Genomic DNA, 24,676 nt, shown 5'->3' on the forward strand with positions numbered 1-24,676 from the left:
CTATTTTGAAATATGCATGATTTTTTAATTGTTTAATCTGTTACCTATACTGCTAACCAATGAGCAATGCTGTCTTAAAACGGCGTGTAAATTGAACCAAGTCACTTCTCAATAAATTCCGCTATATAAAGTCTAAGCACTAAGCGATACATATCGAATCATCCACTTGGTCTAATTGTTGAATAAATTGTTCAGCTTGTGCCCAATACCCATATCCAGCAGCAGGATTAAGATGCCCCACTTCACCTAAACTCACCAATTGACTGCCCCATGTTTTTGCCATAGTCCTAACGGCCTGGTAACTGGCTAAATGATCGTTGGTACTTGCAACAACAATGCTCGGAAAAGGCAAAATCTTGTTAGGTAAAGGATCCCATCCTTGCTGTTTTAGCATTGCAGAACTTGGATAGTTTTCAGGCCATTTGGCCGATAAATCGGGTGGTGTCACCAACAAAGCCCCTTGAATATTGTGTTGATACAGAGCTGCCCAGTGAACGGTCATTAATACCCCTGCACTATGTGCAACTAAAATCACAGCACCATCAATTTCTTCAAGTTGTGCTTGGATCGCTTTAACTCTTTTTATGCAGTTGAGCTTGTCTGTTTCCAACGGGGGGACGGATCGTACCTTGACCAGCCTTTGCTCTAATAAGGTTTGCCAATGTTCAGCAACATGGTCACGTAAACCTGGGATAATTAAAACGGTTGCCTTTGTCTGGATTTTTTCCATTGATCTACCTTAAGTTTTCGCCAAATGAATGAAGATGAATTCTATAAATTGCTTATTCACAATACGGTTTAGTTGATCTTGGTGATGTACATTTGATGACAACTGCTTTTCATTTGATGACAAATGACTGCTCCAATAAAGCATTCGAGCATGGGGTTATAAAATTATAAGAGATTGATTTAATTGTTTTATTTTAAAATTCACTTATTTATTCATTAAAAATCTGAATATTATTAATGAAATGAGTGAGATTGCTTTAACCAATGCCAACTTTAATAATGGGGTCGTGTTTCAGAAAGGATCCGCTGAAACCCCAAAAAAGTGAACTACAAGGAAATTAAAATGAATCAAATTTGTAGAATAGCTGTGCCATTGGCATGTCTATTAACAACTCATTTATGTTATGCGGATTCTACAACCTCTAAACGCTGGGCTGTCAGTGCAGGCTGGATGCATGTCATGCCTCAAGGCAAAGCCAATTCAACACATGTAACAACCAGTGTTGTAGAAGGTGGCAGCTATGGCGTTGGATCATCATTATGGGGAAGTGATATTGCCAACTACGAAACCAATGCATCTGAAATTAAGGGAATGGGTGGGCTTTTATTAAATACTTTTATCAAAAATGGTAAAGCAGACCCCAATTATAAAGTTCCAGCAAGTCTGACCACCGGAGCCAGATCGGATATCACAGGTATTTCTGATTATACCGCTCAAGGTGGAATGGAAGTCGCGGATACCGATATATTGGGTTTAACTCTAAGCTACTTTGTAAATGATCATGTATCTCTTGAATTAGTCGGTGGTATCCCACCAAAAATTGATATTGATGGCGTAGGAGAAATTAGAGCTTCGGCACTTTCCACTGCCAATACTCCCGGAAAAGGCACACCACCGACCTATTTAAATGGTTTAAAACTGCTAAAAGATACCTTAATTACCGATCTTGATGCACATGGCAAAGTTGCAGAAGTAACTGCATGGACGCCTGCAGCAACAGTTAAATATCATTTTGGCGCTTCAGGACAAGATAAGTTCCGACCTTTTGTTGGCGCGGGTGTTGTATATGGTCATTTTAATAAGTTAAAGCTCAATGGCGGTGTAGAACAAGACCTTATTCAAGCAGGTTATATGATTGATAATATCCTCAATGATCGAGCGGGTGAAGCATTGCACGGTGGTCAAGGCAGTTCAACAGCGACACCAAAAGTTAAAGTTAAAACCAGTGATGCCTTTGCACCAGTACTCACAGCAGGATTTACCTTTGATTTAACCGATCGTTGGTTTACCACTGGATCTTTAAGTTATATGCCAAACTTTAATAATGTAGCAACTGTGACTGTCACAGATACATCGACAGGTACCCAATTGATCAAGTCCACGACAAAAATTGATTTAGATCCTTTGGTCACATACCTTGGGGTAGGCTATCGTTTTTAATTAAATGGATTGAAATTGGTCTTATAACCATTAATTTAATTTTAACGATATTGTGTACTGAATATCTACAATACGATATGAGTCGCAATGACCCATCTAAAAAATTAATGTGTAAGCAATATCCCTAAGTTGTGTCGCACATTAATACGTTTTAAAAGGCTGTTCTTTACTTAATAAAGTGCAGTCCTTTTAAAACACTCCTCTTTGCTGAGCAAATTTGCTAATCTATTTCTATCGTCTCAATGTGTAATGAATTGAGATACTTTTTAAAAAATTTTGATAAAATTGTGAGATTACACATACGCAAAAACTTTTTATAAATGCGTATTGGTAAAGTCTTCAAACAGTGATGTATTGACCAGGACGGTTAATGAAAAGACAAGGAGAGTGTAAATTGGTTCCTCTTGCACATACAGCGGTACTCAAGAATTATCTGGATGTAAGCCGACAATTAGACCTTAATCCATACCATTTATTATCTGATGCTGGAATTTATTCTGCTCAATTAAATGATTCAAAACAACGTATTTCCGTCGATAAAGTCATGACACTATTAGAGCAATCTGCTCAAATCAGTGGTTGTGAAGTGTTTGGTCTACATATGGCCGAACAACGTCAAATTGCTGATTTTGGTGAGCTAAGCCTATTATTAAGCTATCAGCAGACGTTACGTGATGCCTTAAAAACAATTGTAAGATACCGAAATATCATCAATAACGCACTGGAAATATATATAGAAGAAGTTGGAAAAACCGTGATTATTCGGGTAGAAGTGATTTCTGCTTCAGCAAAGTATAGTCGTCAAGCGATTGAATTGGCTTTGGGGATTACCCATCGTTTTTGTGCTGCATTATTAGCTCAAAAATGGCACCCATTAAGTATTCATTTTACCCACGATTCACCAAAAGACTTAACAGTGCATCAACGTGTCTTTGGAAGCTCATTTGAATTTGGTAGCGAGTTTAATGGTATTGTCTGCTCATCATCAGAACTTGATAAAATCAATCCTCAAGCAAATACAGCAATGGCAAACCATGCACAACGCTATCTCGATATTGACATCTTACAAAAAGACAATGAGTCATCACTTATTTTTGATATCCGTAAAAGTATCTATCTGCTTTTACCGATGGGACGTGCCACAATTGATCAAGTCGCGCAGACCCATGAAGTCAATGTCAGAACGCTGCAACGGCGTCTAGAAGCTGCACATACAAATTTTAGTGAATTAATGAATGATGTCCGCAGAAATTTGGTATTTCGCTATTTAAAAAATATCAACTATTCACTGGCACAAGTTTCAGATATTCTCGGTTACTCTATGCCGAGCTCTTTTACGCGATGGTTTATCGGTCAATTTGGTATAACACCCAATGCTTGGCGTACCCATAATAAGGCTGAGATCATTGATGAAAATGCGCTATAAATTCAAGTAAGGTACGACTAACTTGGTATTAACATCAAAACAATAATAAGAAAAACCACTTAAAACAAAAGTTTTGCGGAAATCAACTTTAACCTTGTACCTTGCAAAACTTTTGTTAAATCAAAGCTCGACTAAAATAACCAATGCATCAGGCTGAGTACCAACAATACCAGAAAAACGCTTTCTCCAATCATCAGCAGGATCGGTTTAATACCCACCGTTGCTAACTCTTTTAATTGTGTTTTCATTCCTAGCGCACTAATCGAAATAATCAGACACCAACGAGATAATTCATTCATTCCTGTTTGAACAACTGTAGGTACCCATCCAGTACTATTTATACAGGCAAGAATTAAAAATCCTACTGCAAACCAAGGCAATAATGGCGGTCTTTTGCCCGTAGAGGGTACGCCTTGCATACGGGTAATCATGGCTGCACAGATGATCACAGGTAAAAGCATGGCAACTCGCATCAATTTCACCACTGTTGCAGTATCGCCAGTTTCTGTAGACATACTATAACCTGCCCCCACCACTTGGGCGACATCATGGATGGTTGCACCTAAAAAAATCCCTGCATGTTGTGGTGTCAATTCCAACCATTGCGCAATCATGGGATAAACAATCATTGCTAAAGTTGAAAGTGCCGATACTCCAATGACGGTGAATAAGGTTGCTTTTTCTTTTTGTGGATGACTGGGTAAAGCTGCAGACAAGGCCAATGCTGCGGAAGCTCCACAGATCGCTGTCGCGCCACCAGTCAGCATACCGAAAAATTTATTAAACCCGAGCACTTTTGCTGCGATGACTGAAGCAAGAATGGTAATGACGACCAATGAAATGACCAAAACAATGGGCTGCCAACCTAGCGCAGTCATTTGCTCAAGGGTAATGCGCATTCCGAGTAAGGCGATCCCAAAACGCAGTACTTCTCGCGCAGTAAATTCGATACCCGCTTTACACTTTCCTTCTGTTGCAAGAAAGTTCACACCCATCCCGAGCAATAAAGCGAATAACATTACTGGTGCACCATAATGCTCAGATAAAAAGCAGGCCGCAGCGGCAACCACAGTACTAACAATAAATCCGGGCATAAGCGCACTTAGCCGTGGCTGCCAAGCCATAGAATCTAATTTACTCATCTAGTGCTACTCCACAATCCAAACCAATAAAAACATTTTCTCCAATCACTTCTACTGGGTATGATTGAACTTGTAGCTGTGTTGAATTGAGTAAATAACCATTTGACAAGTCAAAACGTAAACCATGTGCACAACATTGAATTACCTTGCCTTCTAATTTCCCATTGAGTAATGAGGCACCCTGATGCGGGCAACTGTCATTAATCGCATAAAATTGTTCAGCAATATTAAATAAAATTAGAGATCGGTCACCGATCATCAAAAAGGATCGATTGCCTAAAGTTGGGATTTTTTCTTGAGGAACTTGAAAACGCAAGCTCATACCATTTGTCCTTGTGTTTGAAGCGTTTCCAGCATTGCTTGATAAAGTGCACTTGCAGGTTGCGCTCCTGCCATTGCAAAACTTCCATCAAAAACAAAATATGGTACCCCTTTACCCCCTGTATCTGCTGAGATAAAAGGAACGAATGGTTTTGCTAAAATACCTTCAACCACCTCATCCGCAAAACCGCAATACATGGCTATTTTCTGCAATGTTGCTAACTCGCCTATATTTTCCGAATGATGAAAATAGGCTGTGAATAGCGCATCTAAAAATCGCTCACTTTGATCTGAATGATATACTTTTGAAATATTTGCAAAAAAATGATGTGCCATAGCTGTGTTTGGCATACGACGAATCCGATCAAAATCAATATCGACATTGACCGCTTTCGCGGCTTGACGAACTTGAGTTTGACGCATTCGAACGGCTGTTGAACTGCCTAGTCGTTGTAAATAAAAGGCATCAAAAGGAACACCCACCAGTGGAATATGGGGTAAAAGCTGTACACCACGCCACTGGATATTGACCACAACATCTGGATCACTTTGTTTTAATTTTTGAATCGCAGTCTGTAAATGACGTTTTCCAATCAAACACCAAGGACAGATAAAATCAAAAAAAACTTCAATATTCATTTTACGCGTCATTACTGATTACCCATATTGCATGACTGTGCTTGTACTGTTTGACCTTGTCGTGCTGCTTGTGCATTAAATTTTTTAATATCATGGCCATAATGGCGTTTTGCATAGAAGAATACGGCAGCAGCCACAATGCTCATCAGAGGCATCAATTGAAAAGCATGGTGTAAACCAATCACGTCAGATAGCTTTCCAATTACTAAAGGTCCTAAAGCCAAGCCGAGAAAATTATTTGCCAAAGTTAATGTTGCAAATGCTGTGCTATGTACAGAATGATGTGTTAGGTTGGCAACCATTGCGCTGGATGGTCCATTGGTACCCAATGCGATAAACATCCCAATACAAATCATGATCAATTGAGCATTTCCGACAGACATGGCAAAAGCAATGGATAACAACACACAACCGATCAAACAAAATGCAATCGCTAAACTGACTTTTCGGTCTGGTCGATCTCGTCCTAAACGATCACATAACATCCCACATAAAATCGTGCCAACTGCACTACTGAGTACAACCATTGCCGCGACCAGCCCCGCTTTATCTGTCCCCAATCCGTAATATCGATTGAGATAACTGGGAAGCCAAACGATGACCGTGCCACCCACAAACAATTGCAAGCCACTGCCAATATAAGTGGCGATCACAGACCGACTTGAATAAATTGATCGTAAAGGACTTCTCGACTTCTCCTGTTTCTGTTGGGTCTTAATTTTGCCTTGAACGGTTCCTATCTTGTTTTCTTTAACCACAATAGGATATAAAAATGCCAGAATCAGCCCAAAGACTGCCATTCCACCAAATGCCCAACGCCAGCCAAAATGTTCAGCCATTACACCGCCTAAAGCCATGCCTAAGAATGAGCCAAACACACCACCTGCCATAAAAGCACTTGCTAAAGTTGCACGCATATCACGAGGAAAAACCGATACAACAACAGCAATCCCGACACTGCCATAGGCAGCTTCGCCAACACCCACCATAAATCGGGCAATAAACATATGTTGATAACTTTCAGCAATTGCACAGCCTAAGGTTGCCATACTCCATAACACGGCCATCAAAGTTAAGCTTTTTACTTTGCCAAAACGATCTGCCAAGATCGACAAAGGTAAGGTTAATAAACCCACCATCAAGGCCACAATTCCACTTAATAATCCAAGTTGGCTGTCTGTCAAAGCCCATTCACTTTTGATCAGTGGGAATACTGCATTTAAGACTTGCCGTGACATATAGTCAGAAATCAACAAACCAAATGTCAGTGCAAAAACCAACCATGCATATTTACGTGGAATGCCAACCGAAGTATCTACACCGTCCGCAGGACTTGAATATTGATGCGCATCCATACGTTCTCCTTGTGTTTTTATAATTTCTCATTCATTTTTGATGACTACGCGACTTCACAGTAACGTAATCATCTTTTTCTCACTGTTTGAATCAAAAATCCTTTTGGCTCAAATCATTATTTACGCTGTGGAACACCCTTTTGACCTGCTTTACGATTGGGCGCCATACCATTTTCCAACAAAGTTTCTTCAATCGTGTCGTATTGCACGCCAATACGATAAATTTCACGTGCTTCTTTACCTGATGCAACTTCACGACCTAATTCATGGGCAATACGCACGGTCTGTTGAATCTGCTGTACTGAAGAAAAACGCTGACCTTGATGATCAATAATGGTGTCTTCATTTCCGACGCGTGCATGTAAGCCCATCGCCATTGACATGGTGTTAAACGGCAAAACATTTTTAAGTAAAGACTCTGAAGTTAAAGTACAACCATCAGGTACGCGATGAATAAAGTTAAAGAAGTTAAAAGGATTTGGCCCATCAAATCCACCACCAATTCCAATCCAGGTTAGATTCAACGGACCTTTATACAGCCCTTTACGCACCATACGTTCCAGCGTTTCTAAACCATGCATCCCAGTTAATTGGAAATGCGGTTGAATGCCATTTTCAGTTAAACGCTTTAAATGCTCTGCAACCCAAGCTGGACCTGCGGGTACTGTCATTTCTGCATATGCTGCCTGAATTGCTGGATGTGCCAAAGAAGTGCCTTCTAAATATTCAGGATAGAGCAACTCCATAATATTCATTTGAGTGGTATTGATCGCCACGGTTACTTGGTCTGGTTTTGGCATTAATTCGGCCAACATATGACGCGTATCATCGCTTAACCAAATTGCAGCTTCACCTTCACTTTCTGGGGCAAAAGAAATTGATCCACCCACTTGAATGATCATATCAGGCACCGCTTCACGCACACCTGCAATGAGTTCATTAAACTTAGACAGACGTTTCGAACCTTTCCCATCCAGCTCTCGAACGTGCAAATGGAGGACTGAAGCACCTGCTTCATAGCACTCTACCGCTTTTTGAATTTGTTCTTGCATGGTCACCGGAATATCTTCAGGAAAATCCTCAGGCATCCATTCAGGCCCATAAGGCGCTACCGTAATCACCACTTTGTCCATGTTTTCAGGGTGCAATGAGTCATCAAAGAATTGCATAAACATCTCCATATGTATTTTAAAATTAGGGTTTGGATAAAATCGTTAACTGCTCAGCTTAGTAAGTTGCATCACCAATAATGCCTGCCCGTTCCATTTTTCGATGACATGGTGGATAGTCCATTACGGCATAATGTTGTGTACTGCGGTTGTCCCAAATTGCGATACTATTCGGCTTCCAACTCCAACGAACTTGGTACTCAGGAATATAGGCTTGGGTAATTAAATAACGCAGTAAATCGGTTGCACCAGGGTTGGCATCTTGTCCAAAACGGACGTGTTCTTTGGTATGGTAATTACTAAAATGAGTGGTAAATGCGTTGACATAAAGAATCTTCTCACCCGTTTCAGGATGCGTACGTACCACAGGATGTTCTGCATCGGGGAACTGTTCTTTTAATGCCAAACGCTTTTCAATCGGCATCATTGCGCCAAAACTGGCTTCAATACTGTGATAGGCGCGTAAATTTGCAATTTTTGTTTTGATTTCTATGGGTAAATTTTCATAGGCCATCACCATATTGGTCCACATGGTATCTCCACCCACTGTCGGACATTCAATACAACGTAGTACACAACCCATTGGCGGAACTTTGCGCCAGCTTGCATCGCTATGCCAAGCATTTTCATAACGATCAATTGGACTCTCTGGGCTTTTATAAATTTGTACCAGTCCAGGATGCTCTGGATGACTTCCGACAGCAGGATGACTTTCTAGTTGTCCAAAGCGCTCAGCAAATGCCACATGTTCTGCTCGGCTTAGGTTTTGATCTCTTAAAAATAAAACCCGATGCTTTAATAAATTCTGACGAATTTCAGTAAATAGCCCATCATCGTCAATGGCATCTGCCAGATTGACCCCCAACAATTCTGCACCGATATTGCAACTTAATTGTTCAACTTGCATAAGATATCCCTTCAAATGACAAAAATTGATGATCCTGTGGTTTTACGTGCTTCTAGATCACGGTGAGCTTGAACTGCATCCTTGAGTTCATAGCGTTGATTGATTTCAATTTTGATGCATCCATGTCGGACGTGGTCAAATAGTTCATTGGCAAGTTCTTGTTTTTCTATAGGATCAGCAATGAAATCTGCCAGTGCTGGACGAGTCATATATAGAGAGCCTTTCATTGCCAACAAGACGGGGTTAAATTCTGGAATTGCACCAGAAGCAGTCCCCACACAAACCAATAAACCACGGCGTTTTAATGAATCAAGCGATGCCATAAAAGTATCTTTACCGACACTATCAAAGACCACATTCACACCGACCCCATCGGTTAATTCTCGTACTCGTTCTGCAACATTTTCATAACTATAATTAATGACGTGGTCACAGCCATGTGCACGGGCAATTTGTGCTTTTTCTTCTGAAGAGGTTGTACCAATCACAGTTAAACCGAGTAACTTTGCCCATTGAGAAACAATCAAGCCCACACCACCAGCGGCAGCATGTAATAAAATGGTGTCCCCTTTTTTAAAGTCATAAATACGACGCATTAAATAAGCAGAGGTTAAACCCCGCATGGTCATTGCTGCGGCTGTTTCACAAGAAATTTCTTCAGGTAGTTTGATTAATACATCAGCTGAGATTAAACGTGCAGTGCTATAAGCACCTAACGTATTTAAAAAACCGGTATAAGTGACTCGATCACCCAATTGAATGTGAGCTACACCCTCACCTACGGCTTCGACTACACCAGACGCTTCTACGCCCATCCCGTTTGGCAGTGGAATCTTATATGTGCCGTCACGAAAATAAGTGTCAGCATAATTTAATCCAACTGCCACATGACGCAGACGCACTTGCCCTGCTGCTGGTTCACCAACATCGATGTCTTCATATTGCAGAACATCTGGTGTTCCTGTTTCATAAAACCGTATTGCTTTATTCAATGCCATTTCCCTATCCATGCCGTATTTTTATCAATATTTAAAAATCATGATTAAAACTACAACACAGCAGATGCAGCTCACTTTACATAAGACGACACTGACTTAGCATTTTACGACACGCTTGTGGTTAAAATTGTAAGCTAGTTTAGTAAGGCACTGTTTTGAGTTATTTTAGGGATTTGAATAATTTTTATAGTTTATCTTGAGTGGATTTTTTATCTAAACTTTAATGGTTTTCCTCAGCTACTTTTTTCATAAAATCAGTTAAAGGCATAGGACATCCCCATAGGTAGCCTTGAAATTCAGTACAACCATTTTCTTGAAAGCGATTAAAGTGCTCAATGGTCTCAATCCCCTCTGCTAAAACACGCAGGTTTAAATCAAGGCCAATTTTAACAATCCCATATACCAATTTATTACACCGCTCATCTTCTAAAGCCGCTTGCACAAAACTCTGATCAATTTTGATTTGGCTAATCGGCATTTTCTGCAAATAGCTTAATGATGAATAGCCAGTACCAAAATCATCTAAAGAAAGCTGAATGCCATTTTTATGTAGAAAACCCATTTTTTCTATAACACTTTCAATATTATTTAACGCAACCCTTTCAGTTATTTCTAATATAAGTTGGGATGGAAACACTGCATTTTTCTGCACCATGGAAGTAACGATTTGCTCAAAATTCTCTTGCATGAAATGATCAGCACTTATATTGACTGAAAGTGTAAGATCTTTTGTAGATTCATTTTTACGCCAGTCTTGTAATACTTTACTTGCCTGAATCAGTATCCAATCTCCAATTTTAGGCATTAACTCCAAAGTTTCCGCTACAGGAATAAAATCTTTCGCAGGGATATAGCCAAGTGTCGGGTGACACCAACGTAACAAAATTTCAGCGCCTATAATTTTTTCAGAAGAATTTACTTGAGGTTGATAAAAGAGCTCAAACTGTTGTTTTGAAAGCGCTAAACGTAGATCCTGCACCAACTTGTTTTCAATTTGCAACTCCAATTGCATCACAAAAATTGAGATACAAATCATTAAAGTGGCAACGGATATTGCAATCCAACCACCATAAGCTCGAATGCTTTCAGCTAAAGGTATTGCTCCATCTAAAGTAAACGCACTCCCGCTAAAAAAGATAAAAGCGGCAATGGATAAGATAATTAAAATCAGTTGTAACGCATTGGGATCTCTTCGATAATTCAAATATCCCAATATAGCTCCTGCTGGAAGAAATAAATGCGCAACTCTGGGGTGATCTATTGTAGCCACATCAAATATTAAGCAAAAAACCACAGGAAAAACAAAGAGGACAATTTGTGAAACCAATATGCCCGCTGAAATCCGCTGTATATAAATCAAAAATAAACTGAAGATAGACATTGCTGTAAAAAAAATATCAATACAAACAATGAACCACATCTCAGCAAAGCTAAAATATATTGTCCAAAATAGGCAAAATGCGATACAGATAACAATGTTTGCTTTAGCTGCAATCGTTATTTGTTGGTTTTTTATGGCGTTGAAATGTTTATTTTGGTTTTTTAAATAGGATAAAACGACCATAAATACCCCCATTACAAATATTTATTGATCAAGTATCCGCATTGTTTTATACACAATTTCAGAATCACATCAATAAACACTAAGCTATTAAAAATACTTATAATTTATAAATATCTGACTTGTTAATATGCTTGATTAGCTTTTAAAAAACGAATGTCGTCTTCAATTTAGTCCCTTAAATAATTATCCATCTAGTAATCCATCCATTTATATTTTTTGACATTTATAGCGCAAAAGTTTTCAAAATCAATGTTGCGAATAATATTAAAAATAGTCGTGAAGATAAAAAGTATTTTTTAATGAAATTGTATCAGCTCCTGCCTCCTACTAAACGAGTTGTACTCAACAGACCGTTTTAGTTGAAAATCCATTTCAGATACAAATGAAATATAACATGTTTTTTCACATGATATAGCACCAACAGATGAGTAGATATAGTAAATATCTCCGCAAGCATTGTGTAGTTAAAACACCGCAATACTCATTTTACCCACTCAAATAAACAACCAAATTCACGTGAAAAAACATATTTTCTAAAATATTTCATAAACCCTACAAAACCCAATATAAAAACAATAAAAGTTTTACATCTGAATAATTTTTTGGAAAAGGATCTCACGGCTCGAAAGTAAAACTTACCTATTAAAAAACAAATACATCACCATTCCTTATTGCTCAAGCCATAAGTTATACAGACTTCATCAGCACTTTTTAGCCAAAAACCTAAAAATCAAATTAAAATTAACGTATTAAAATACTTATAATTTAACCAAATTGTTCGAACAAATATTTAAGAATTTCTTTAATATTCAGAAAAATTTATCATTTGTAAAGCTGATATAGAGTTTCTTTCATAATCTGTTGTCATTTGGTCTTTATTAAAGTTTACGGACGCATTCTCATCTAACTTAGGCAAGTTTGTGTACAGCATGAAATAGGCTGTATCCAAATGCATATCAAACTTATAAATTTGCCGAGAATATTTATGCAACAGGAATTGGTTCCCAGAAGAAAGTTTTATACAAATGATTTGCTCTCAGGTTTAGTTGTTTTTTTAGTTGCTCTACCGCTCTGTTTAGGTATAGCCAGTGCCTCAGGTGCACCCTTGATTTCCGGTATTATTGCGGGTGTCATTGGTGGAATCGTTATCGGTTATTTGAGTGGTTCTCATATCAGTGTGTCAGGTCCCGCTGCTGGGCTTACCGCTATTGTTTTAACACAGCTAGATAAGCTTGAAGGCAACTACCAAGCTTTTTTATTTTGTTTAGTTTTAGCCGGCCTCATCCAATTATTTTTCGGGTTATTTCGGTTGGGGACCTATTCAAATTTTATCCCAACCAATGTGATTATGGGGCTTCTTGTTGCCATCGGATTAATCTTGATTATCAATCAACTTCCTCTGCTCTTTGGGATTAAAACCGAAATTCTTCAACAACGTTGGTCCGAAGGGACAGGCCTATTACAGCATCTTGATTATGGTGCGGCAATCATTGGTATCTCAAGTATATTCATTATTTTATTGTGGGATAAAACACCTTTAAAAAAAATGGTTGTACCCTCTGCACTTATTGCGGTCATTTTTGCGGGACTCTTAAACTATTTTTTTATCAGTACCAATTCCAGCCTCGCAGTCGGCACTGAACATCTAGTCAATCTTCCCAATATTTTTTCAGGTGTTGAATCAATTATCAGTTTCCCTGACTTCACTCAATGGAATAATCCTATAATTTATACAGGTGCCATTACGCTGGCGATCGTCGCCTCGCTTGAAACACTATTAAATCTAGAAGCTGCGGACAAAATGGATCCGCAAAAGCGTGCCTCTCCGCCAAACAAAGAGTTGGTGGCTCAAGGTATCGGAAATACCATGTCTGGTTTAATTGGAGGTATGCCGATTACCTCAGTGATTGTCCGAAGTTCAGTCAATGCAGCAAGTGGTGCAAAGACCAAATTCTCTGCAATTTTTCACGGTATTTTATTGATTATTGCGGTTTTATTTCTGACACCATTAATCAATGTTGTTCCATTATCTTCCCTTGCCGCCATTTTAATTTTAACTGGCGTAAAATTAGCCAGCCCTTCACTTTTTAAACGGATCTATGGTCAAGGATGGAAGCAATTTCTACCCTTCATTGTAACGGTTGTTGCAATTATCGCGACGGATCTACTTATCGGTATTTTGTTAGGGCTGTTGATTAGTTTTATCATTGTATTAAAAAATAATTTATTCCGTGGTGTTCGTATCATCCATGAAGCACATTTGCATGGAAATATTACCCGTATTGAACTGGCACCCAATATTAGCTTTTTAAATCGTTCCGCATTAGTTTCTGCCTTAGAGAAAATAGTCAGTGGCGATACTGTAGTGATCGATGCGTCGAATACCTATTATATTGATCCGGATGTATATCAAGTGATTAAAGATTTTAGGGATGAAACAGCTGCAGAAAATGGCATCGATGTAAAACTAATTGGCTTTAAAATACATTATCCTGAAATTAAAGAAGAAGAACTGGATATTGATGTCAGTACTCAGGAAATTCAACGACAACTTACGCCTGCACAAGTGTTTCAGCTACTCAAAGAAGGCAATCAGCGGTTCGTTAACCATGAACGGATTTATCATAATATTGCTCGTCAAATTCAAGTCACTGCACAATCTGGACAGCATCCATTTGCCGCCGTTCTAGGCTGTATGGATTCACGTGCACCAACAGAACGGATTTTTGATGTCGGTATTGGTGACTTATTTAGTTTACGGATCGCTGGAAATATAGCGGGCGAAAAAGTATTAGGCTCTCTAGAATTCGCCTGTAAGAGTAAGGGTTCCAAATTAATTTTAGTATTGGGTCATACAGATTGTGGTGCAGTGACAGCAGCTTGTCAGATGTATGAACAAAAAAAGGATATTACTCAACTCAGCGAAACCCCACATGTACAATATTTTCTTAAACCGATTATGCAGGCGGCAGAAAATGTGCATAAAGAAATGACCGATTACCAACTCACCAGTAATTTCATTCAGGCGGTGACCATCGCAAATGTACAAAATAATATTGCCTATATCTTAAGAAATAGCCCAGTACTGAAAAAGATGGTCGAAGAAGGTGAAATTGGCATTGCAGGTGGTATTTATGATGTAAAAACAGGAAAGGTGGATTTTCTATAAATCGATACCAGTATGATCTCGTTATGATCTGTATAAGGATATCAGAATAAAGCTGGTCTTAAAGACAAGTGTAGTGATCGACATGGATATCATCTTCCCCGCTAGTAAGGATCTGTTATGGATCTCTATCAGCTTTCTATTCATAGATGAAAGAATCTAAATTTTTAGTAAAGATTAAACCTAAAGCCAATCATTGTGTTCTAAACAAAACAAAAGAAGCCTGAATATTCAGACTCCCTTATGATGCGCTTAGAGTCTATTTCTTATAATATACCCTTATAAGCCTTCAAGTTTTAGCCGATTAACCTGTTGACGATAAAGTGACACAGGATCAGGTCCAAACCATGCTTTCAAGCCCAAAATCTGATTAATTTCATCTAGGTGAGTTTGATTATAGTCGTCTCGAATCACCTGTCCGAAATGTGCATTGCAACGGTTAACTAAACCATCATTGTCATTATTTTTATAAGATCTTGGTGCCATGGTGGAAATGGCAACGTCAATGACATCAAGTAGATTGGTTGCTTGAGCTTTACCTGTCCACGAGTAATGATAAACCCCATTACTGGTAATCTTCTGACCATTCCCACAATCAGATGGGATTGCTGCAGTTGGGAACCTTGCATTGAATTCTGCAGAACCCTTTTCACTTAATGATTTCAATGAGCGATCCAGACTAATCGGCAAATCAGGATTACCTTGTAGAAGTAACTCCACTGGAGCAACGATATATTGTCCTAAGACGGTAAATAAAAATTTCTCAGCAGGATTATCCAACATATCATCTCCCACTTTGGACCCTTTAAACGTTCCAGCAACAGCAGTGAGTGAAGCGACTTTCTCAGGTGCAATTGCTTCAATATAACGAATGGTCGGTCCACCATGACTATGACCAATTAGATTAACTTTTGACTTTCCTGAGAGTGCCAAAACTTCATCTACTTGTTGTAGCAACTGCTCGCCACGAACTTCGGTGGATTCTAGTGGAGAAACCTGTGTCGCATAAACCGTCGCACCATTCCGTGCCAAATCAGGAAGAACCTGATAAAAATAGTCCATCCCAAAAGCTGTCGGACCGAGTCGAGTAAAACCAAACATCCCATGGTTAAATACAACTGGATATTTGGTTTTTACATAATCAGAAGCCACATAGTTGCTGCTAACGCTCTGTAAACCAGAAGCAAAAACTGGCATAGCCAATGTGGCCAAAGCCACAATACTAGCGGTGAGTAAAGTCTGTTTCATATATTTCCCTGCTATGTTGATTTCTTTTCTTTAGAAATCAGCATCATTCACGTTATAAATCCTCTATAACCATGCATTTTTTGTTTTTTTGCATAGTACTCCTCATAAATAAAGCTGTCATCTAAAAGCCTTATTTACTCAATCCTATTTATCCTCCTTAGTCATAGACATATACAAAGTTCTACAGGCATATTTATTCTGGTTGATTGCATAAATGAAGTGACTGCATTTGTTTGACTAAATCACGCAGTGTCCTCATATCTTTTAGTTTTGACTGTTGCTGAATTTCTTCTTTTCGGTCTTTCTAAAAGTGTATTGAATTATTTTTCCAGTTTTGAGCTTGCTCAGTAGCTGAAAGATTTTCATGATCTATCACGTTTATTCGCTTGACTGTGTAAGTATTGTAAGTCGCTTACTTGTCTAATTAGATCGCTAGCCTCTTCACCCAAAAGAAAGAGGTTTTGTAGTTGTTTTAAATTTAAAGAAGCCCATTGATAATATTTAAAATATTTCTGAATTTTATTAAGCAGCTGTTGGCGGCTTTGTTGTTTAGGATATGAGCCGAACAAAAAGTAACTGATCAGTTCATTTTGCTGAAAAAGCTGAGATACGACTTTAGAGATGCTGTGTGAAGCCAAGAAAATCGTACCGCTGGCTAAATACCACCTAAAGAGATACATGCGAATAGTCATTATTATTTATTGGTGGGGCTGAGGAAGGTGTGAAAGTCATTGAAAATGTAGACGGTTTAAGCTTTGACGAATTGCAGTCAATCACTGGGTGCGAAGTTGATTGATGTAACTGTATAAAACCTCCCTTCGTCCCTCATGAAAGGGGGGTAACTTAAATTGCAAAACATTGAATGGAAGCTATTAGGCAACATAAGTTTTATAAGAATAATTTTGGAAAACCGTACTCGCTTCCTTATAAAATCGATTTAACTCATAGCTTGGTCTACCACAAACAACCAAGCAAACACTCAAGTTAATTAAACAATTTCTCATGGATTCATCATTTTCATGCAGCATGAGGAAATTAACAAAAAAAATTATATTTCTGCTCTAAAAGATACCAGTCATAAAGACTGGTATTCATCATCTGTTAAGGCTTTTCACCATTTGCTAAACGCTGTTCAATCGCATCCAATACTGCAGGTAAATCAGCAATACTATCAATTACATAATGTGCTCCTGAAGCATTCATTTTTGCGTATGCTTTTTCTTTTAAACCTAGTTGTTCAGACGCTGAAAGTGCAGACCACTCTTCGATGCTTAGCCCCACTTCATTCCCACTGACGGCCAAGCCCACAGTCCAACAACCAGCGTTTAAACCTTCTTCGATGCCGACCACTGTGTCATCCACTTTCACCACAGTTTTAATATCTAACACATCAAGTTCAATTAGGTTTTTCCACAACATTTCAGGATAAGGACGGCCATGTTTCACATCACTGGCTGTAATAGTACAGTCAGGCACATAACCTTGATCAGCTGCATCTTGCACCAATTGACCAATCATCATCGAAGCATAACCAGTATTACTGCCAATTTTTGCACCGCGGGCACGAATATCAGCAAAAGCCTCTAATGCCCCCGGAATCAATTTTGAGCAGCTTGGGATACTTTTCAATTGGTATGGAATAAAGTCCTGATATAAACGGTCAATATCCACCACAGTCACTTCAGCACCATGTGCCTGCTTCCACGCAGCTGCAACACGTGGCATTTTCAAAACTGCCGCAATGTGATCGCGTTTTTCCAAACCCATTGGCGCACGTGCTTCTTCAATTGAAATTTCAACTTTATTATCTGCAAATAAAGCCATAAATGCCAAAATTGGTGCGCGTGAACCAAAATCTACTGTTGTACCAGCCCAGTCAAAAACCACGGCTTGTAATGCTGAAGTTGAAGTGTTCATAAGTTTGTCCTATTCATTTCTCAAAGTTAAAAATAGCTATCTTGCGTAAGTTGAGTTTTGCTTAATATTTAATTTCTAATGGCAGCGCCCGCTCCTTTCAAAGGAGAGAGCTAGGGAGAGGATTTATAATCTCCCCATCCTAACCTCCGCCCTGAGCCATAAATGGCGCAAGAAAAGGAGCTGTGAATTCCAATCAAATTCGATAGTGCTCAATCGCTGTTAAAAGTCGTTCAATATCATCCAAATAAATCTCTCCAATATTGCCGATACGGAAGCAATTTAAGTCGGTGACTTTGCCGGGATAGATCACAAACCCTGCTTGTTTCAGATTTTCATACAAGGCTTGAAAGCTAAAATCGACTTCATTTGGATATAAAAATGTAGTGATAATTGGAGATTGTGGTGCGTCTTGATCTAAGACCATTTCAAAACCAAGCGCTTGCATACCTGCGGCTAAACGTTGTTGATTATTGAAATAACGCTGATAACGAGCGGTTACTCCACCTTCTTGTTCTAATTCTAAAAGTGCTTGATAAAAAGCACGCACCACATGAGTGGGTGAAGTAAAACGCCATTTACCATTATGCTGTTCCATGGTGTTCCATTGGTCATATAGGTCTAAACTGACTGAACAAGCCAAACCTTTGCATGCTTGTAATTGCTCACGTTTTGCCAAAATAAAACCAAAGCCAGGTACGCCTTGGATGCATTTATTGGCACTTGAAATCAAGAAATCAATTTCGAGCTCTGCAATGTCCATTGGCACACCACCAAAAGAACTCATCGCATCGACAATCCACACTTTGTTTTTGGCTTTGACAATGCGTCCAATCGCTTGAATTGGATTTAATAAACCTGTGGTGGTTTCGCAATACACACATGACACATGAGTGATGCTGTCATCTTCAAGTGCTTTTTCGATATGAGCCAGTTGAGGGATTTGCATTTCAGGGTAGCGTAATTCCACCACGTCAATTTTTAAACATCGAGCCATTTGCACCATGCGTGCACCATATGCCCCGTTATTGATAATTAAAATTTTACCATCCTTTGGAATCGCTGAACCTAACACTGCTTCTACAGAGAAACTCCCACTGCCTTGCATCAACACAGCACTATATTGTTCAGGTTTTGCAGTTGCCAACGCCACCAAACGACTGCGGATCTCCTGAACCAATGCGTTATATTCTTTGTCCCAAGTACACCAATCACGTTGCATCACACGACGCACACTTTTCGAGGTAGACAATGGTCCCGGTGTCAACAATAAGTATTTATTTTCAACATCGTTTTCAATTGTGTTTGCAAGTTCAATTTGTGCGTTCATTTCGCCTAACCTTTGTTCAATTTCATACAGTATAAACAAATCTGGTTTAAACCAGATTACAAAATATAATTTTCTAAAATTTCTTTCATAAATCCTGCGCCTGTGGTCATGCCTTTGCCTGCAATCGCACTGACAAGGAAAATATTGGTTTCAGCTTCCATCACACATGCCAATTCCGTAGGATGAGTCAGATAGTAACCATTCCAACGAGATTCAATTTCAGGTAGTTCTAAGCCAATATTTTCTTTGCAATATTGCAAAATGAATTGGTTAATTTCTTCACGTTGATTAAATTGTGGTATGTCTTCAATCGGATAATATTCATGGCTATCGCCCAAAATAATTTGTCCGAATTCATTTTGTTTAATCAGGATATGAATACCGTATTTTTCAACTAAACCGATTTGTGATTCATTGCGTAAATCTTGATGACTTGGGCAAATCTCAAAAGCGGGATAACGAGAGATCGACAATCCTGAATAAATCGAAGCTTTGAGATTGACTTTTAGCGGTTTGGTTAATGCCATTTGTAAAGTACAACGCAATAAACCTTTTTGTTGTAAGAGCTCGGGATACAACAATTGTGTCTCTTCACCATGACAAATCATGACTTTATTTGCGGTAAATGTTTGACCTGATGCCAAGCGAATATGCGCCATACCTTGGTTAAATTGCGTCAGTACCACAGAGGCATTGCAATGAATGTGTACACCAAGTTTTTCGGCATATTGCAACAAACGCAGTCCCACCAAATGTGGCTCAACTGAATAATCTTCATGAAATACCATACCGCCACGTAGCGCAGTTTCTGGGTTTAAATAAGCATATTGATCAAACAGTTGCTGCTTAGACAATAGACTTACAGGAATCTGATAATCAGCTGCGGCTTGAGCAAACTCGTTTAATACTTGCCATTCAAGTTCAGTATTCGCAAGATACAAGCCATTTCGCTGTTGAAATGAAATATCGGTTTGTGCCTGAATCCGTTGATAAAATTCACGGGTTGCCAAAGCATATTCACGCCATTTCGCATCAGGACGGCTTAGCGTCGAAGTCCCAACCATGCCAAAGTTACGGCGAGTCGCGCCTATAGGTTGTACATATTTTTCAAAAACTTGTACCTTTAAACCTTGCTCTGCCGCTTGGATCGCAGCCGATAATCCTAAAATGCCTGCACCGACAATAATTAAGTCGAATTGTGCTGTATTCATTGTCTTTTCCACCTTATCTACTTTTTTTAGCACGCGAAATCCCAAGCGCCAAAAAGAAAGCGTTCAATTCAAATGGTTTAGTTAATTAAAAAAATTGACTGAAAGATCAATTTGTTATGAATGTGTTTGCTCACGCCAACGTTGTGTTGACACCATCATTTTCCGAGTGAATAACCAATGCAGCAACTTGACTGCACATGAGGTGAGTAAAATCAAAATACTCATCGCCACAGCTGCCACGGTATCACCTGCATCATCCATATTCAGCACCGCCACCGATGCCAAATTGGTATCAGGTGAATAAAGGAAAATCGCAGCTGAAACAGTAGTCATGGCATTGACAAATAAATACACCAACACATCACACAGCGCAGGAAAGGTTAAAGGCAAATATACTTTGCGGAACATTGTCCAATGTGAAGATCCTAAACTTTGTGCAGTATGATCAAGTTGATTCGGGATCTGTTGAATCGCATGCGTTAAGGTCAAATGTGGCACAGTGTAATAATGAATAATGGTTGAAATCACCAACAGCGTCATCGTACCGTAAACGAAAGATACAGGATTTTGCGGTGCATTAAAGAACAAGATATAAGCAATACCCAACACCAAGCCAGGCACAGCCAAAGGTAATAAAACCAAGACTTTTACATAGTTTTTTAGCAAAGGATGTGCTTTAAAACGGGTACTAAATAAGGCAATGATGAAAATTATCATCGTACCGAAAACTGTACTAAACAATGCCAATTTGATTGAGTTAAAATAACTTGCCCAACCACCACCATCAACATAGTCAAAACGATAATGATTTAAGGTCATAGACAAATCATAGGGCCAATAGCGAATGAATGATGCGAGAATCGCAGTCACAATAATCAGTAAAATACCGCCTGAAATCACCCCACAAAATACAGTTAATGCTTTTTCAATTCGAGGATTGGCACGCAAACGATAAGGCTGAATTTGGAAATTTTGATAGCGTTCCTGATGGCGACTTTGGTATCGATCGAAAATGAATGCCAACACCGCAGGACAGAGCAACAAAATCGAAATGACGGCACCCATGTTCATATTTTGTTGACCAATGATCTGCTTATACACATCCAACGCCATCATATTGAATGAGCCGCCAATCACTTTAGGAATCCCGAAATCGGTAATGACATAAGTAAATGCCACCAGACAGGCACTGACTAAACCATAACGAATCGCAGGAAAAGTCACAGCCCAATGGGTTTGTAGTGTATTTTTTCCTAAAGCATGAGAAGCCTCAATCAAATGTTGATCAATATGGCGAAATGCACCCATCATCAACATGACCATGGCAGGAAATAGCCAAAAGCAATAACTGATCAAAATGCCTAGTGGACCATAAATTTCCACCTCTCCCATCATGCCCTTAAAAACACCTTGCTGACCAAACAAATACACCAAAGCCAATGAAGGTAAAAGTGAAGGTGCAAGAATCGGTAAAAATGCCACGGTTTTAAAGAAAGCTTTGCCTCGAATATTGCAGTTGATCAATGCAAAAGCATAAACACTTGCCAAACTCACCGTAATCAACATGGCTGTAATGGCGATCCACATCGAATTAAAAATCGATGAGATTAAGGCCGGATTGGAAAAATAAGCAGTAAAGTTATCCAACCCGACAAATTGATGCTGTTCATTTAAAAATGCGCTTTGCATCAATACGATTAAGGGTGCAATCAAACTCATGGTGAATAGAATTGCTGCGACAAACAACACCGCACTTGAACGCAATGAATAACGAAAACGATGTGCTGTTTGACTACTTAATAAAGCATTTGCAGCAGACTGATTTAACATCTCGCATGCCCTCGTGAATCAAACACATGTAAGTCACGAATCGGCACTTGCAGATACATTCCATCTTGCACCACCGCCATATGTTGATGATCCACATCAACTTGCAACATATTGTCATCTGCCTGATCTTGGTTTTGCACCACGCAGAATAAACGACGTTTTGCGCCTAAAAACTCAGTATTGACAATATGTACAGCTAAATTTAAATATTCAGTAGAGAGTTCATTTTCAGCAACTAATTTGATATTTTCAGGTCGAAAAGCGATTTCATAATGTTCATCTTGGGTAAAGCTTAAGTGTGGAAATTCAATAAAAGATTGCTCATTCATTTTTAAACGATGCGTATCGACCGCTACTGTCTGTATAAAATTCATCGAACCAATAAACTGTGCTACAAAACGAGTTTGCGGTTTGTAATAAATATTATGTGGCGTATCGAGTTGTTCAATCACACCTTTATTCATCACTGCCACACGGTCAGAAATACTTAACGCCTCTTCCTGATCATGCGTAACCATGATCGCAGGCAAATTTAATTGGCATTGAATGGTACGAATTTTTTGGCGGAGGTTTAAACGTACCAACGCATCCAAAGCTGACAACGGTTCATCCAACAACAAAACATCAGGATTGGGCGCAATCGCACGGGCTAAAGCCACACGCTGTTGCTGACCGCCTGACAATTGATTGGGATATTTTTCTGAGATATTGGGCAATTCAATTAAGTTTAATAATTCATTGATACGAAATTGAATCTCTTGCGCTGACCAGTGTTTTTTATGCAAACCAAATGCAATATTTTCCGCCACAGTTAAGTTTGGAAAGAGTGCATAGTTTTGGAAAACAATGCCACATTTACGTTTTGCAGTATTAAAATGGGTAATATCAATTTGTTGTTTAATCACTTTGCCATAATCAGGCTGTTCAAGCCCAGCAATGATGCGTAGCAATGTTGTTTTACCACAACCTGATGGACCTAAAAAGCTAACAAATTCACCTGCTTTCAGGTCAAGGTTAATGTGTTCCAAGACACGGCTTGAACCAAAAGATTTTTGAATATCCATCACTTCAAGCACTGTTTTTGATTCTGCCATTTTAAACGTTCTTAAAGTTGAGAGCAGATGCCCTGCCGAATTTGGCATGGCTTGCCCTGTCCTACTTTTTTGTAAATGCGATGGAATTTGCATACTGCACCTAGTTTTTTATCGTTAATTTTGAATAACTGATTCTGAATAGCTTGTTGTGTACATGATTCAATTACTTTTCAAATTTTGCTGACCATTGTTTTAGAATTGATTCACGCTGTTCAGCTGCCCAATAAAAATCATTCTTCACCAATTGCTGCGCAAGATTTTTTGGGAAGTCTTGATTTTTGCTGTGAACATTTTGATGTGCCACCATTGAAAAGTTTTGTGCATAAGCTTCATTGGCAGCTTGGCTAACACTCCAATCAATAAACTTCTCTGCACTGCTGAGTTTTTTCGTACCTTTGACAATGGCTGAGGCTTCCATTTCCCAACCTAGCCCCTCTTTCGGATAGACAATTTCTAAAGGTGCACCACGTGATTTCAGCTTAAAGCCCGGATAACCAAACGAAATTCCGATGACCGTTTCACCTTGAGCCGCCATCTTGCAAGGCTTCGAGCCTGAATGCACATATTGAGAAATGTTTTTATCGAGTGCCTGCATATATTGCCAAGCTTGCTTTTCACCAAAAATTTGCATCCATGCAGTCACATCCAAATAGCCTGTGCCACTCGATGCCGGATTTGGCATCACGATTAACCCTTTATAAATTGGTTTAGTCAGGTCTTGCCATGTTTGCGGAATCGGTAGTTTTTTCTTTTCCAATTCAACAGTATTGACACAAACAGCTGACTCCCAAGCAGTCATGCCTGTCCATGTTGGAATGTCGTTTTGGCTATAAAAATCAGTTTTAAGTTGTTCGATATGCTTCGGACGATACGGTTGCAATAAGTCTTTTTTTTCCATGACCAATAAACTGGTCAAAGCAAGTCCCATCACCACATCTGCTTGTGGATTCTTTTGTTCTGCTAATAATTTTGCGGTGATCACACCTGTCGAATCACGCACCCATTTTACTTTTAATTCAGGATGTGCTTTGCGTAATTCCCATTGATAACGCTTTAATTGATCCGCTTCAACCGCGGTATAGACTGTGATTTGCTCAACATCATTCGAGGTTGAAGACGTGGTGCATGCTGTGCTGACACAAGCAAAGAGAATACTTGTGCCCATGGCGAGGAGCTTTTTTTGCTGCTGTTT

General features: G+C 39.1%; 19 protein-coding genes. 3 read left to right on the plus strand and 16 right to left on the minus strand.

Annotated elements, in window-relative coordinates:
• Positions 1-139: 139 nt before the first annotated feature.
• A complete protein-coding gene (locus F981_RS19595; protein ID WP_004724777.1) occupies positions 140-730 on the minus strand; it encodes an RBBP9/YdeN family alpha/beta hydrolase in 591 nt (196 codons plus the stop codon).
• 342 nt (positions 731-1,072) lie between these two features.
• Between F981_RS19595 and F981_RS19600 the strand changes: the two genes are divergently transcribed.
• Positions 1,073-2,170 carry an OmpW/AlkL family protein gene (locus F981_RS19600; RefSeq protein ID WP_004724778.1) on the plus strand — a complete coding sequence of 366 codons (1,098 nt, stop codon included), beginning with the start codon at positions 1,073-1,075 and terminating at the stop codon, positions 2,168-2,170.
• Positions 2,171-2,564: 394 nt separating this feature from the next.
• Positions 2,565-3,596: an AraC family transcriptional regulator gene (locus F981_RS19605; RefSeq protein ID WP_016539696.1), complete on the plus strand. Its 1,032-nt coding sequence runs from the start codon at positions 2,565-2,567 to the stop codon at positions 3,594-3,596.
• A 131-nt stretch (positions 3,597-3,727) separates the two neighbouring features.
• Here the strand turns inward: F981_RS19605 and F981_RS19610 are convergent, their stop codons facing one another.
• The 8 genes from F981_RS19610 to F981_RS19645 all read right to left on the minus strand — a co-directional run bounded on the left by F981_RS19610 (position 3,728) and on the right by F981_RS19645 (position 11,691).
• Positions 3,728-4,738, minus strand: a complete 1,011-nt coding sequence (locus F981_RS19610) for a YeiH family protein (protein WP_004724782.1) — start codon at positions 4,736-4,738, stop codon at positions 3,728-3,730.
• Complete coding sequence (locus F981_RS19615) at positions 4,731-5,060, minus strand: Rieske (2Fe-2S) protein (RefSeq protein ID WP_004724784.1); 330 nt, start codon at positions 5,058-5,060, stop codon at positions 4,731-4,733. The genes F981_RS19610 and F981_RS19615 overlap by 8 nt, the downstream gene beginning before the upstream one ends.
• Positions 5,057-5,710, minus strand: coding sequence for a DsbA family oxidoreductase (locus tag F981_RS19620; RefSeq protein WP_004724786.1), 654 nt, complete (start codon positions 5,708-5,710; stop codon positions 5,057-5,059). Before F981_RS19620 ends, F981_RS19615 begins: the two co-directional genes overlap by 4 nt.
• Positions 5,710-7,053 carry an MFS transporter gene (locus tag F981_RS19625; protein ID WP_004724788.1) on the minus strand — a complete coding sequence of 448 codons (1,344 nt, stop codon included), beginning with the start codon at positions 7,051-7,053 and terminating at the stop codon, positions 5,710-5,712. Before F981_RS19625 ends, F981_RS19620 begins: the two co-directional genes overlap by 1 nt.
• 116 nt (positions 7,054-7,169) lie before the next feature.
• Positions 7,170-8,222, minus strand: a complete 1,053-nt coding sequence (locus F981_RS19630) for a beta-keto acid cleavage family enzyme (protein ID WP_004724790.1) — start codon at positions 8,220-8,222, stop codon at positions 7,170-7,172.
• A 58-nt stretch (positions 8,223-8,280) separates the two neighbouring features.
• Entirely contained in the window at positions 8,281-9,129 is an 849-nt protein-coding gene (locus F981_RS19635; protein WP_004724792.1) for a TauD/TfdA dioxygenase family protein, read from the minus strand.
• Between the two features lie 11 nt (positions 9,130-9,140).
• Positions 9,141-10,127: a quinone oxidoreductase family protein gene (locus tag F981_RS19640; protein ID WP_004724794.1), complete on the minus strand. Its 987-nt coding sequence runs from the start codon at positions 10,125-10,127 to the stop codon at positions 9,141-9,143.
• Positions 10,128-10,347: 220 nt separating this feature from the next.
• Positions 10,348-11,691, minus strand: a complete 1,344-nt coding sequence (locus F981_RS19645) for a putative bifunctional diguanylate cyclase/phosphodiesterase (protein WP_004724797.1) — start codon at positions 11,689-11,691, stop codon at positions 10,348-10,350.
• Between the two features lie 985 nt (positions 11,692-12,676).
• Here F981_RS19645 and F981_RS19650 point away from each other — a divergent pair.
• Positions 12,677-14,860: a solute carrier family 23 protein gene (locus F981_RS19650; protein ID WP_004724799.1), complete on the plus strand. Its 2,184-nt coding sequence runs from the start codon at positions 12,677-12,679 to the stop codon at positions 14,858-14,860.
• Positions 14,861-15,136: 276 nt separating this feature from the next.
• Here F981_RS19650 and F981_RS19655 read toward each other — a convergent pair whose 3' ends face one another.
• The 7 genes from F981_RS19655 to F981_RS19690 all read right to left on the minus strand — a co-directional run bounded on the left by F981_RS19655 (position 15,137) and on the right by F981_RS19690 (position 24,649).
• Complete coding sequence (locus F981_RS19655) at positions 15,137-16,105, minus strand: esterase/lipase family protein (RefSeq protein WP_004724802.1); 969 nt, start codon at positions 16,103-16,105, stop codon at positions 15,137-15,139.
• Positions 16,106-17,206: 1,101 nt separating this feature from the next.
• The gene (gene phnX / locus F981_RS19665; RefSeq protein WP_004724806.1) at positions 17,207-18,022 is read right to left on the minus strand and encodes a phosphonoacetaldehyde hydrolase; all 816 of its coding nucleotides are present in this window, start codon (positions 18,020-18,022) and stop codon (positions 17,207-17,209) included.
• 193 nt (positions 18,023-18,215) lie between these two features.
• Positions 18,216-19,349: a 2-aminoethylphosphonate--pyruvate transaminase gene (phnW, locus tag F981_RS19670; RefSeq protein ID WP_004724808.1), complete on the minus strand. Its 1,134-nt coding sequence runs from the start codon at positions 19,347-19,349 to the stop codon at positions 18,216-18,218.
• Positions 19,350-19,405: 56 nt separating this feature from the next.
• Entirely contained in the window at positions 19,406-20,560 is a 1,155-nt protein-coding gene (locus F981_RS19675; RefSeq protein WP_004724809.1) for a TIGR03364 family FAD-dependent oxidoreductase, read from the minus strand.
• Positions 20,561-20,674: 114 nt separating this feature from the next.
• Positions 20,675-22,390: a putative 2-aminoethylphosphonate ABC transporter permease subunit gene (locus F981_RS19680; RefSeq protein ID WP_004724812.1), complete on the minus strand. Its 1,716-nt coding sequence runs from the start codon at positions 22,388-22,390 to the stop codon at positions 20,675-20,677.
• A complete protein-coding gene (locus F981_RS19685) occupies positions 22,384-23,577 on the minus strand; it encodes an ABC transporter ATP-binding protein (RefSeq protein WP_004724813.1) in 1,194 nt (397 codons plus the stop codon). Before F981_RS19685 ends, F981_RS19680 begins: the two co-directional genes overlap by 7 nt.
• 70 nt (positions 23,578-23,647) lie before the next feature.
• On the minus strand, positions 23,648-24,649 hold the full coding sequence (locus F981_RS19690) for a putative 2-aminoethylphosphonate ABC transporter substrate-binding protein (RefSeq protein ID WP_409360510.1): 1,002 nt from the start codon (positions 24,647-24,649) through the stop codon (positions 23,648-23,650).
• Between the last annotated feature and the right edge of the window lie 27 nt (positions 24,650-24,676).

It is taken from the genome of Acinetobacter guillouiae CIP 63.46 (genome assembly GCF_000368145.1).
In the GTDB taxonomy this organism is placed as follows: domain Bacteria; phylum Pseudomonadota; class Gammaproteobacteria; order Pseudomonadales; family Moraxellaceae; genus Acinetobacter; species Acinetobacter guillouiae.